Origin of the sequence: Phytohabitans flavus, from assembly GCF_011764545.1 — a bacterium.
GTDB lineage: Bacteria > Actinomycetota > Actinomycetes > Mycobacteriales > Micromonosporaceae > Phytohabitans > Phytohabitans flavus.
In genome coordinates, this window is the sequence record NZ_AP022870.1 from 1,595,459 (window position 1) to 1,607,779 (window position 12,321).

At 69.8% G+C, this 12,321-nt stretch carries 11 protein-coding genes; 7 read left to right on the top strand and 4 right to left on the bottom strand.

Annotation, left to right across the window (positions count from 1 at the left end; translation table 11 throughout):
* Window positions 1-14 precede the first annotated feature (14 nt).
* Together Pflav_RS06700 and Pflav_RS06705 are read left to right on the top strand one after the other, a co-directional pair.
* Complete coding sequence (locus Pflav_RS06700; protein WP_173034560.1) at window positions 15-377, top strand: hypothetical protein; 363 nt, start codon at window positions 15-17, stop codon at window positions 375-377.
* A 1,363-nt stretch (window positions 378-1,740) separates the two neighbouring features.
* Window positions 1,741-3,999, top strand: coding sequence for a discoidin domain-containing protein (locus Pflav_RS06705; protein ID WP_173034562.1), 2,259 nt, complete (start codon window positions 1,741-1,743; stop codon window positions 3,997-3,999).
* Here the strand turns inward: Pflav_RS06705 and Pflav_RS06710 are convergent.
* The 4 genes from Pflav_RS06710 to Pflav_RS06725 all read right to left on the bottom strand — a co-directional run bounded on the left by Pflav_RS06710 (window position 3,976) and on the right by Pflav_RS06725 (window position 7,186).
* A complete protein-coding gene (locus tag Pflav_RS06710) occupies window positions 3,976-4,428 on the bottom strand; it encodes a response regulator transcription factor (protein WP_173034564.1) in 453 nt (150 codons plus the stop codon). The genes Pflav_RS06705 and Pflav_RS06710 overlap by 24 nt on opposite strands.
* Window positions 4,429-4,576: 148 nt before the next feature.
* Window positions 4,577-5,242 (bottom strand): response regulator, encoded by a 666-nt coding sequence (locus Pflav_RS06715; protein ID WP_173034566.1) that lies wholly within the window; start codon window positions 5,240-5,242, stop codon window positions 4,577-4,579.
* A complete protein-coding gene (locus Pflav_RS06720) occupies window positions 5,239-6,447 on the bottom strand; it encodes a sensor histidine kinase (protein WP_173034568.1) in 1,209 nt (402 codons plus the stop codon). Before Pflav_RS06720 ends, Pflav_RS06715 begins: the two co-directional genes overlap by 4 nt.
* Window positions 6,448-6,454: 7 nt before the next feature.
* Entirely contained in the window at window positions 6,455-7,186 is a 732-nt protein-coding gene (locus tag Pflav_RS06725) for a hypothetical protein (RefSeq protein WP_173034570.1), read from the bottom strand.
* A gap of 1,395 nt (window positions 7,187-8,581) precedes the next feature.
* Between Pflav_RS06725 and Pflav_RS06730 the strand changes: the two genes are divergently transcribed.
* The 5 genes from Pflav_RS06730 to Pflav_RS06750 all read left to right on the top strand — a co-directional run bounded on the left by Pflav_RS06730 (window position 8,582) and on the right by Pflav_RS06750 (window position 12,307).
* Complete coding sequence (locus tag Pflav_RS06730) at window positions 8,582-9,139, top strand: hypothetical protein (RefSeq protein ID WP_173034572.1); 558 nt, start codon at window positions 8,582-8,584, stop codon at window positions 9,137-9,139.
* A gap of 404 nt (window positions 9,140-9,543) precedes the next feature.
* Window positions 9,544-9,987: a hypothetical protein gene (locus Pflav_RS43370; protein ID WP_197938115.1), complete on the top strand. Its 444-nt coding sequence runs from the start codon at window positions 9,544-9,546 to the stop codon at window positions 9,985-9,987.
* A gap of 83 nt (window positions 9,988-10,070) precedes the next feature.
* The gene (locus Pflav_RS06740; RefSeq protein ID WP_173034574.1) at window positions 10,071-10,424 is read left to right on the top strand and encodes a hypothetical protein; all 354 of its coding nucleotides are present in this window, start codon (window positions 10,071-10,073) and stop codon (window positions 10,422-10,424) included.
* 31 nt (window positions 10,425-10,455) lie between these two features.
* Complete coding sequence (locus Pflav_RS06745; RefSeq protein WP_173034575.1) at window positions 10,456-11,205, top strand: hypothetical protein; 750 nt, start codon at window positions 10,456-10,458, stop codon at window positions 11,203-11,205.
* A 115-nt stretch (window positions 11,206-11,320) separates the two neighbouring features.
* Window positions 11,321-12,307 carry a hypothetical protein gene (locus Pflav_RS06750; protein ID WP_232072823.1) on the top strand — a complete coding sequence of 329 codons (987 nt, stop codon included), beginning with the start codon at window positions 11,321-11,323 and terminating at the stop codon, window positions 12,305-12,307.
* The last annotated feature ends 14 nt before the right edge of the window (window positions 12,308-12,321 follow it).

The following is a 12,321-nucleotide window of genomic DNA, read 5'->3' on the forward strand; positions in this document are numbered from 1 at the left end:
GTGAGGTGTGGTCGGTGAACGACAAGGAGGCGGTGCTTTACCAGATGGCAAAGGTCATCACCGACCGTGAGTCGGCCCGAGCCGTCTACGGCAACGAGCATCTCCTGCTGGGCCTCTGGGAGCTCGGGTACCTGCCAGAGGTGGAGCGGCTGTGCACCGACGTGGAGCGGGCCCTGGCCCAAGGCCACTCCGAAGAGGTCAAATGGCTGCTGGCCACGTGGATCCCCAGGCGCGCCTCGGACGTCGCCAGCGTCGCCACCAGCCCAAGACTCGACCGCGCTTACCGCGCTGGCCGGTCCAAGGAGAAGGGCAAGCCGCGGGCGCGGGCCAAGGTGAAGACGCCGACGCGTGCCCTCGTCCTGCGGCGGGGCGCCTGAGGTCTCGACACCTGCGGGGTGGTTGCCGCCGCCGAGGGCGGGTCGCGGCTGAGTCGGCACATCTCCGGACCGAATTGGGGTGAACCAGGGTGGGGTGTCATCCGTAGAGGCCGGGCAACGAGACTCGTTGTCCATTGGAGTGTCACATGCCTGACGAGCAGGATAATCGACCCATCCACCCGAGAGCCATGCAGGCCGCCCTTGCTCTAATCAGGGCCGATATCAATATCACGACGATCCCCGCAGATCAGCTCGGCTCCGTCAAGAAGTTTTTGCATAAGAAAGAAAATGACAACTATCGCGGGGTGCGGGAGTGGAGAAAGGAACAGTTCGCACACCGCAATTGGTTCGTCAGAAGATGGAAGGGTATCAATCGGGTCGCTCGGCTATTTAAGTTCCACGGCCGCAAGACAATCAGCCTTTCAAGCGCGCAGGTGGTGCTCTCGACCCCCGAGCTGAAGCCAGACGTCGTGCGTGCGTTGCGCGTGATCGCAGATGCCAATCCGCAAATCGGAAACGCCATTGCCGCTGGGAGGCTCCCGAACGTACGAGATGTCCTGGAACCGGGTGCCGGCCGGACTGCGTCCCCTCACCCCTCCGCCGCTTGGCAGGCAGCCCAGGTCGCGGGAAGCTCGATGGGAGCCCCGCAAGCTGGGCCGCCTTCGATGGGCTACGGGGGCCTCTATCACGTGGATCCTGGCAGGAACCAGGCGTCTCGGGAGCATCTGAGTCGGCTGCGGCCAGCGGCGTACGGGGCTCAAATGCAGGAGTCCGCGCAAATGCCGGCGAGTCCGCCGATGTACTCTCAGCCGGAGCCCCCTCTCCGGGCCAGATGACACACGGTCAGACAGGGCCTGGGCATTCACAGACGCAGCTCCATCACGAGGGAGGGTCATACAATAACAGCTATTTCAACGGTGTAAACGCGAGGCACGGCCAGGGGTATAACCAGAGCGGACCTCCGCGCGGGACCGAGGGCATTCCGCAGGCTGAGGCGATGCCGATGCCGATGCCGCCGCCTTCGCCACCAATGACTTCGCAGGCCGACCCGCATAGGACCAGCGGTGCCGCGGGCCCAGCTGCCAACACGGCGGTCAACCTGTCCAACCCCCTCCGAGCCCCCGATCCCTTGCCGCCGCGACGGCCAGCGTCGTCCAACCGGCAGCACGACCCTCGTCTGGGGACTCGACGTCTCAGCAGCAGGGGCGTCCGGCGCAGCAGCAGAGAAGTCAACAGCCCGCGGCGCCAGCGCCCGGTGGTCCTGCCGGCACCCGGTAGGTCCGAAGTGGATCGATCTGTGCCGGCGGGGAGCGATGCGACCCGCCAGCTTGAACAGCGTGGCAGATCCCTACGTTGTGAGGGCGTGGATGATCAGCCACCGAGCTGGCTCACCGACACAGGTCGGTGGCGGCGTATCGGATCTGCCCTGCACTGGGTCGGCGACCGTGTGGCCGTGGTCGGCGCCGACCCTGGCGACGTGGTGACCGCGATGGCATCGGAGTTCGCCGCGGAGCCCGATGTCGTCACGGTTTTCGGTCGGCTCGACGACTGGTCGTTGGTCGAGACGGTCTGGCCGATCGCGGTACCGCCAGGCAGCCAAGGACGCCTGGCCATCAGCGGCGCGGGCGCCCCCGCACCCGGCTTGGCGGCGCGGCTCGCCAGCGAGCTGACCGCCACGGTCATCGCGCCGCGGGCGGACGCGCTGCTGGTACCGGGCGGGTCGATCTTCGCCGTGGACGGTTGGTTGCGCTACGACGCCAGCGGCTCGACCAACTCGGCCGGGCGGCGTACCCCGGCACCGGAATGGGAGTCCGATGTAGACACTGCGGTCGCGGCACCCGACGGTCTTGTCGTACTCCCCGTACCGGCTGGGCTGTGGATCTTCCCTGACCTTCCCGGCGCGCCGCCGCCGGGTTTGGACGACCTCGCCTACAGCGTGCCTCTACACGGCAGGCGGCCGGTGCTGCTGGTCGGCCGTCCGGGCTTCCCGGCACCGCCCGAAGGGGCGATAGTCGCGGTCGCGCGGGCTCTCCCGCCGCCGCTGCGCCGGCGCTTGGTGCTGGCACCGTACGGCCCGGTCCCCGACCTGCCCGCGGCGGCGGCGAGGCTGGCCAGGGAGGCGGGGCATTCGGTCACGGTGGCAACCGGTGTACCTGTGCTGGCGGCCGCCGCTGGGCTGGTCAGCCTGGCGATCGACGAAACGGCCGCGGGCGGGTGGATGCCCCTCGCGACCACCCTGACGTTCCCGCCCTCGGCACCAGCGCGGCCGTCCGGTCCAGTCCGCGGGCTCGACGGGTACCCGCAGCTCGACGAGCACGTCTTCCAGCTCGACGAGCGCTGGGTGGCCGAGGTGACCCAGTCCGGCCTGTGGGTACGGCCGCCGCGCCGCGAGACCGGTGCGGACCTCGTACGCGGCCACCCATGGACGCCGGCGAGCGTGCGGGTCTTCGTCGGACTGCCCGGCGATCCGCCCGGACCCTCGGTGCTGCCGCTGCTCGGTGCGCTGCTTGCCCGCCTGCCCGCGGCGACGGGTATGCGGGTGCGGCTGGTGCCCGAGCCGTTCGCGGCGGCGGCGCTGCCACCCCCGGCCGGCGGGACCCCGATGGAGCTGGATGTCCGGCGCGCGATAGTGCTCGATCCGTCCGTGGCGGCCCCCGCCGCCCAGCAGGTCACACGGCCACCCGCGGTTCTGGCCAGGCCGACCGAGGTTTCGGCGGCCTCCGCGGAGCCCGCGAACGCGCAGACCGCGATCCTCCCTCGGCCGGCGGTCGCCCCCGCGCTGCCAGGGAGCGCCGCCCGCCGCCCAGAGCCGGAACCGCCAGCACCGGTACCCGGTAAGCATCGGATCCGGGTTCGCGGCCGGTGGGCGCCGGTCACCGCGGCGGCGGCCGTGCTGACGGTGGCGACCACGGCGGCCTACGCGCTGGGCAGGACACCGGCGCCGACACCGCCGCCGCCAGCGGCGCAGGCACCGCAGGCCGCGGCGCCACAGGCGTCGTCGACTCTGGACCCCGGCACGCCGCTGGCGCTCCCCACGGAGGCCACCGCGTCCCCGCAGGCTGGCCCGTCGTCCACATTGGGCACCGTTGCGGCCGCCGGCTCGGCCGGTGCCGCGGGCACACCGAGGCCCGCGGCACCGACCACGACGAGCGCCGTGCCGTCGGGCCGGCCGACGACCGCGAAGCCGCCGCAGGCACCGACCGAGCTACCCGGCCTGGTCAACACGTCGGGACGAAACCTGGCGCTCGACGGCACCGCGACAGCCTCCACTGTGGAGCGTTCGGGTGCACTCGGCGCCGCGAACACCGTCGACGGCGACCCGGCCACCCGCTGGGCCAGCGAGCACGTGTCGGACCCGCAATGGCTCACTGTGGACCTGGGTGCGGTGTGGCAGGTGAGCCAGGTCCGGCTGCACTGGCAGTCGTCGTACGCGACGGGCTACCGCGTCGACCTTTCCACGGACGGAGTGACCTGGCAGACCGTTTACCGGACCTCCCAAGGCTCCGGGGGTGTCAACCAGGTCGCCGTGCCCAAAACCCCGGCCCGGTTCGTCAGGATGATGGGTACCGCCCGCGCCTCGGCCCGGTACGGCTACTCGCTATGGGAGCTCGAGGTGCGATGACGGGTGGTCCGGCCGCGCGGGCAGTGGGGTGGCCTCGCGCATCGCCCAGGTAACGGCCGCCGCGGCGGCGGGGGAGAGCCAGCCCAGCCCGTCGGCGACGGCGTGGACGGCTCGTACCAGATCTGGCGGTTCGATGTAGCCGTAGGTGAGGCAGCCCTGGACCGGCGCCTGGAGCAGCGTGACGATGGCGCCGCGCTCGGTCGCGCCGGTCAGTGCGATCACCAGGGTCCATCGCGCCAGCGCCGCCACCAGGTCCGTGCCGGACGTCAGGACCCGGTCGTCGAGCAGGGATACGGTCGGCCGCAGCCGGCGGGCAAGCGCCAACGCTTCGTCACCGTCACCGGTGACCCCCAGCACCCGCAGCCGGCGGGAGGTGCCCAGCGCCGCACGTATCGCAGCCCCGTCGTGTGGGTCAGGGTGGACGACCAAGACGGTGGTGGGTGATCCGACAGGGCGCCCGTCAAGCCGTTTTGCCACGCGTCCCCGTCCTCGCTCGCCGTTGGTGGCGCGGAGGGACTCCTTCCACCGTTCATATGACGGTGGAAGGGCCGGACGTGTTCAGCGTCAGACCGGCCCGCTATTGCCGCTGTCCGCCCGACCAACGCATGACCGCCTCGGTGCGGTTGCTGGCGTGGAGCTTCGTAAAGATGTGGTGGAGGTGGTTCTTGACCGTCTTTTCGGTCAGCAGCAGGCGCCGTGCGATCGCGGCGTTGGAGTGGCCGACGGTCAACAGCTCCATGACGTCCCGCTCCCGGGCGGTGAGGCCGAAGCCGTTTCGGATCTGGTGGAGCTGGTCCGCGTGGCTGGCCTCCTCCCGCTCGCGTGCGGCCTGGTCGCGCAGGACCGAGATCGTGACCGAGGCACCCCGAGGGGAGAGCCATCCCTGGCCGGCCGCCACGGCACGGACGGCGCGCAGCAGCTCGGGCGGGTCGAACTCGCCGTGGACGAGGTAGCCGCGCGCACCGCCGCGGAGCATCCCGGCGATGAGATCGTCGGCGGCGTCGCTGGTGAGGACGAGCACGGAGGTGTGCTCGGCGAGGTGAGAGACGACGGAGAGGCCGTCGGCGATCGGCATGCGGTGGTCGAGGAGGGTGACATCCGGGCGGAGACGCTGCGCCGCGGTCACCGCGGTCCTGCCGTCCGCGGCCTCGCCGACGACCTGCACGTCGTCGGCGCCGGCGAGGAAGCCGCGCAGGGCACTGCGGACGATGGGGTTGTCGTCGACGATCATGACGTCGATCATCGGCTGCCCCTTTGCCGTGGTGGATTGGCCGCGATGCCCGCGGCGGCCGATGGCACCCGGGCCACCAGGGTGGTGCCCATGCCGGGACCTGAGCGAACCTGGAGGGTGCCGCCGGCGGCCTGGGCCCGCTCGATCATCCCGACGATGCCGAAATGGCCCGCGGCCGGCAGTTTGGCCAGGTCGCCTGGCACTGTGAAGCCGCCGCCGTTGTCCTGGATGGTGAGTTCCACGTGTCCCTCCAGGTGGTGGAGACTTACCTGGACCATGGTCGCGTCCGCGTGCCGGGCTACATTATGCAGCGCCTCATCCAAGATCCGGGCAAGCTCGTACCGCGCGTTGAGTGGTAGGTCCACGGTGGACGCCGAGATCTGGACCAGGATGCCGGTGGCCTCCGCCCACGCCCGGCCGATGCGCTCCACGCTCTCGGCGAACGGCCGGTCGGGCACGTCCAGACGCAGGCCGGTGAGAAGCTGGCGAGCCTCCCGTACCGCGGCGTCGGTCCCTTCCGAGACGGTGGTGGCGAGCTGCTCGGCGACGTCGGGTTGGTGGCGCAGCAGCGAGGGGAGCGCGACCGCGGCGAAGGAGACCCCGCGCAGTGTCTTGGCCACCGAGTCATGTAGCTCGCGGGCTAGCCGGGCCCGTTCCGACGCGGCCGCCGAGCGCTGGGTCGCGGCGATCGCCGCCGCTGACGTGTCGATGTAGCGGGTGAGCGCGGCGGTCATGCCCGCGCCGCCGAACCCGCAGACGATATAGATCATCGGGAACGCGAGCACGAATGGCGCGGTGATCGACATGCCGGTGGTCGTGCTTTCCATCCGCAGCAACTGCACCGCGACGGCCAGGCCGAGCCCCGCGTTGGCGATCCAGAGCGGGAAGGCACGCAGGCCCAGCAGTGCGCCGGCGAGCGCGGCCCACCCGGCGCCGAAACAGAAGTACGCGACCCCGCCCTCGTTGAGGATGAGTACGCCGATCATGAGCGCGGCGTCGACCCAGAGGAAGAGGAGCCGCCACCGGAGCACCGCGGGCCAGCGGCTCTGCACCCCGAATTCCGCGGCCGTGGCAACCGTGATGAGGGCGAGCACACCGATCAGGCGCCATGGGTCGTTGACCACCCGGACCCCGACGCCAGCGGCGGCCAAGGTTACCGCCAGCCGCCCGAGCAGCAGGGCGCGCCAGGTGGCGGAGTACGCAGCGAACCGGCTCATGCGCTGGTCAGGAGATGGTGATTTTGTCGATGTCGGGGGCTGAGCTGCCGTTGCTGCGGAAGTCCAGAGCGACCCTTCCAGCGGGGAGGTTGGCCTCGAACGTGAAGGTCGCGGGTGTCTGCCAGCTCGTGCCGGTCAGGGTGAACAGCCGGAATTCGCTGTTGGCGGTGGACACCTCGATGTGTCGCCGGCCGTCGCACTCGTAGGTGACCGTGATGGTGCGGGTGCCGGCCGCGGGCAGGGTCGCGTAGACCGTGAGCTCGCCGATGTAGCGGACGCGGGCACCACCGTCGCATGTGTCGCAGGAGGTGACGCCGGCGCCGTCCGCCAGACGGTTGCCCGGGGCTTCGGCCTGCACGCTGACCGGCGTGAACCGCTGGCCGCCGGTCGGGCTCGCGGTCGGTGAGGGCGTCTGCGGCCGGCGGGTGGTCGGGGTCGTGGTGGCGTCGCGCTGGAGCGTAGGCCGTGGTGAGGCGCTGGCACCCGGTGTTGGCGCGGGCGCCGGGGTGCTCGCCGGGAACGGGGTGCTCGCCGGAGCCGACCCCGTGGCTCCAGGAGACGAGGAATTCGGGTCCATCGTGGGGGTGATCAGCGGCGGGATCACGACCGCGGCGACGACGATGGCCCCGGCCAGTCCACCGATCCCGGCCCAGTGCGGCGCACGCAGCGACCGCCCCCGAAGCGATGGGTCGAGCAATCGCCCGAACGGGTCACCGTCCGGTGCCGGATCAGTGGACACCGCTCGACCTCCTGGACGTGAACGACGAGCCGGAACCGATCACGAAAGACGGACTGAATTTAGCTCATCCGCCGGGGCGGTGGGCTGCGGGTCGACCTGCCCGCGCGGGCGCGCATCAGACCGGCTGCGAGGGTTTGAACCGAGCCTCGGCGCGCGTCGTAGAAGCGGCAGGTCAGCGTGTCCGTGCCGCACGAGGGGTGGTTGTCCACATGACTCAGCCAGCAGGCCCGCAGTTCAGTCCACAGCCGCCAACCGCCGTGGCGGGCGATGCCACCAGGTCCGTCGCCGGTCCGCCACCCCGTCCTGGCGGGTCGGTGCCGGGCCCGCAAAGGAGGACGAACTCGTGGGCGAAGCGCCAGCGATACCTCGACCGCCGGGCAGCGCCTTCCGAATGGACACGACAGCGCCCGGAACCACCACCGCAACCGGACCTGAGGCACCAACTCCGAGCCGCCTATGACGAGATTGAGCGCCTGAAACAGACTAACAAGGGTCTGACGGAGGAGGTTCGGGCTCTGCGAGCCTATGCGGCACAACGGGCGGCACCCGTCCATATTGTCGAGTACGTATTTCCGCCCTCCTGGGGCGGACATGCGCCAAGGATCCCTTCACCGCGCCGATCCAAGTCTCATGTGGCCGCCGCGGCTGCCAGTCACACCGCCACCGATGCGATATCTCGGCACGCGGGTCAGCCGCAGAGAACCGCAGGGCCAGGGCCGGCGGCGCCCAGGTCGGCGCCGACCCACAGCCCTGGCTCCGCGAGGTAGCGGCCCGTCGCGTCTTACCGCGCGGGAGCCGGCGCGGCAGCGCGAGCCGGGGCCTTGGCGGGAGCGGCCGGGGCGGACCGTGCGACATACCGAGTCGGGTATTGGACGCTGCTGGTGCGCGCGGCGTTGACTACTCGGCTCCTGTCGGCGAGCGCCACGTTCTGTTTGCGGAGCCGTTCGCCGCGGGCTTGGCGCCACTCGGCCCACTCCCTCTGCGCGTCCGGATGGGATGGCGGGGTGGTGACGACATCGATGTGTTCTTTGTCCTCCACGCGTCCGGCTTGTCGGAAGTCGAACTTGGACGCCCGGTATAACGCCACGTGGTCCACGTAGCTCGGGTCCCTGCTGAGGCTGGGCAGCGCGGCGGCTTCCGCGACCGGCGCGTTGGCGTCATGGCCAGACAGTGGGTACATCGCTCCTCCGGAGGCTGGTGTCTTTCTCTGCTACGGATGCGAGGCGGTCAGGTTCGCGCCCATCCGCCGATTTCTGCCCGCAGGCCCGCGAGCGAGCAGTCCTTCTAGGACCCCGTTGAAGGAAAACCGAAACTCGCGCTGAACCGATCCCGGTGGCCCGTCGTAGAGGCGGCCATCACGCGTGACGGCGACCAGTCAGGAAGGAGGGGAGACGGATGGGCAACCGGTCCGCGACGGTGCGGCGACCACGAACACCGGCTCCGGGATCGATACGCGACGAGCCTCCGCCCGTCCGGGCCAACGGCGACGGCCCGGCCCGGCAGCAGGACACGCTCTCCGAGGACGGCCTCGGCTGGATCGGCGCCCACGGCGGCGCCGGCGCGACAACGCTCACGCGGCTGCTAGGCGGCATCGATATCGGCTGCCGCTGGCCGGACGCGATGCTCGCCGAACCCGCCCGGGTCATGATGGTCGGCCGGACGAACATGGAAGGGCTGCGAGCGGTCTCACGCGCGCTGCTCGCCTTGCGGGAGGGTCGGCATCCCGCCGGCATGCGGTTGATGGGCGTGGTGCTGATGGCGGACGCCCCGGGATGGCTTCCGGTGCAGCTGACCAGCCGGATCCGTCTTCTGCGTTCGATCGCCCCGGTGTACCGGGTGCCATGGATTCCGTCGTTCCGGCTGGGGGAGATGCCCAAGCGCCTGCCCAAGCAGTTGGTCCGGCTGTCGCCGATGGCGGATTCCCGTCCTGAGCCGTACCGGAGGCGGTCGTGATCAGAACCCTACGAGCCGGTCTCCTGCTCGTAGTCGTGGGACTTGGCGTCTTGGCGCCCGGCGCCGCCGCTTCCGCGGTCCCCAATCTCGACCCGACTCCGTCCAACCAGCCGGCTACTCCGAGCCCGAGTCCGAGCCTGGAGGGTCAGCCGAGCCGGCCCCCGCCGCTGCCTCCGCCGAGCTTCCCGGAGCAGAGCCCGCCTTCTCGGCTTCCAGATCCTAGGCCTTCTGACTGGTCGCCGACGGGAGTCGGAAAATACAGCTACAGCCTCGATATCCACGGCAAGAGTGTCTGGTACACCTTCATCGCTTGCCTGACCACCACGACCACGGCGAAAAAGTATCCGCAAGGGAGTGAGCGGGTCTGCTCGGGAAAGAAGGGCAGGTTCAACGGCAACTTCACGATGACGATCGAGTACAACCCCGGCGATCGACTGATCCTTGACTTCGAGCACGTCACCGGCGTGGGCACGGAAACCGACGACGACCACGACATCACCGGAGCGACGTACTGCAAGTTCACCGGTAGCGTGCACAACGCCAAGATCCACTGCCCGCGTCCGTCGGCCAGCCCTGAGGCATATCCACTGCCCACGTTCGCGCCGTACGGGATCGGCGCCAACGACCCGAACGAGCCGGTCATCCAGCTGCTCAATCTGATGGCGTGGTGCGTGAGCGCCGCCGCCATCATCGGGTTCATCATCAGCGGCACGAACCTGGCACTGCAACTGCGTCGCGGCGTCTCGGGCGAGGCGGGCGAATACACCCGGGCGCTCTCCATCGTCGCCGGTGCCTGCCTTGTCGCGGCCGGCGCCGGGCCGGTCGTCCAGATCCTCGGAATCACCTAGTGAACGATCCGACGCACCCATCGACAATGAACGACGTCCTAGCCCTGGGAGTGTAAGTGTTTCCGTCCGATATCTACCCCCGCATGCTTCGGATCGTTTACTCCGGCCCCGCTCCCGAGGCCACCAGCTCTCCCCTCCACGTCGGCGTTCCTCGACCCCAGAGTCCTTCCGCGCCCGAGGAGCTGGCAGAGAGTGTGGTGACCGCACTCAACCTCCTGGCCTGGGCGGGCACCGCGGCCGGTGTCATCGGCGTGCTGGTCACCGGCACGGTCATGGCCATTTCGCAAAGGCGAGGCGACGGCGGGGAGCACATGGGCCGCTTGGGCTGGGTGATGGCTGGGTGCGTCCTGGTGGCGAGTGCCGGGCCGATCGTCAGTTGGTTCTTCTCCGGCGCCTTCAGCGGCGGTGCCAGCCCAGCCGCCACCTCCACTCCTTGACCGATGCGAACCGTCCTCGACAGGTGACGCCATGAAGCTGAAACTCGTGCCGGACGAAGTGGCATCCGGCGCGGCTGAGGAAGAGAAACCGTTCTGGCAACAGCGTCGGTGGCAGCTGTCGGCTGCCTTCCTCGGCCTCGTCGTGTGCACGGGCTTGGTCGCGGTGCTCGTCAACGGCGGCAGCTCGAGCGACGCGACCGTGTCCGGGCCGACGATCGGCGGCCTGGGCCCGGACGGGTCCCGACCGCAGGGTTGCCGTACCGACGACTCCGACCAGCGGATCCCAGATGCTGCACCGCCGGACGTCACGTGGCGGCCCCTCAACGGTGCGCAGACGCCGTTTTCCGCTTCGGCCGGCCCGCTGAAGAGCACAGGGCCCATGTTGTGGTGCTTCGCGCACACCCCCATGGGCGCGGTGATGGCGGCACACGTCATCCCACGTCACATGAGCGGTCCCGACTGGCGGACAGTCATCCGGGAACAGCTCGTGCCCGGCTTCGGGCGCGACTATTTCGAGGCGATGCGCGAGTCGCTGCCCGAAACAGGCCAGACGCGGACCACCAACACGCTGGCCGGGTTCCTGGTGCTGAGCTACTCGCCCGCGACAGCCAGCATCCGGGTACTCGTCCGGCAGGCCACGGTGACCTACGTGTCCGTCGACTACACAGTGGACTGGGACGGCGTCGACTGGAAGCTGCGGCCACTGAGCATCGGCGACCTGCACACCCGCGTCACCACCGTCCTTTCACTGGTCGGCTTCGCGTTGTGGAAGGAGGGTTGACGTGGCCGACTGCGCCAGCGGCGACGTGGTGTCCTACAGCGGATGGTTCGGGGACTTCCGCGGGTTCGCCGAGCAAGGAATCGACGGCATCCTCAGCGACATCGCCAGCGCCATCATGAGCGCGGCCGTCGACCTCTTCAGCGACCTCGGAAACATCCCGACGCTCGGCGGCGAGAACATCAACAACAGTATCCACCTGCAAACCAACTGGCTTGTCGTCACCATCGCGGTCGCGTCACTGCTGGCCGCGGCCTTCCGGATGGCGCTAGAGCGAAGGGGGCAGCCGGGCACCGAGGCGCTCAAAGGCCTGGTGCGCCTCGTCCTCACGGCAGGGGCCGCGTGGTGGGTGCTGAGCCTGCTCGCCGAGGAAGCGGACGCCTACTCCAAACACCTCTACGACGAGGGCGTCAAGTCGCAGCTGAAGCTGATCGCTACCTGCCATACCGACGGGTGGACCGCCTTCCTGCTGATCATCATCGGTCTGTTGCTGCTGATCGCTGGGGTGATCCACATTATCCTGATGTACCTCCGGCTCGGCGTGATGACGCTGCTGACCGGCACGCTCCCGATGGCCGCGGCGGCTTCCATGACCGAGTGGGGCGGCGGCTGGTGGCGCAAGCACATCGCCTGGATGGTGGCTTGGCTGGCCTTCAAGCCGGTGGTCGGACTGATCATGTATTCAGGAGCGGCCATGATCGGCGCGACGGGTGGGAACGCCAAACATTTCAGGCTCGCCGGAGCGGGCATCCTGTTGCTGGCCGCCGTCGCTCTTCCCGCGCTGATGCGACTTGTCGTACCGGCGATGGCGGCACTCGGGTCCAAGGACAATGTCGCCTCCGGCGTCGCGGCCGGCGCCGCCGTCGCGGGCGTCGTAGCGAGCGGAGCGAAGACACTCGGTGGAGTCGCCTCCCGGGCCGGGGGGCCAAGCGGCGGCAGCAAGCCCGCTGACGGCAGCGGCGGCGGCACCGGCAGGCGCCGTGCCGGGGCGGCTGTGGGCGGCACGCTCAACGCTACTGGCTGGGTCGTGGCGCAAAGCGCCAGAGTGGCGTCGGCCGCAAACAGGCACGGCCGTGGGCTCACCACGGGAGCGGACGGCGACTGACGCCCGGCTGAGCG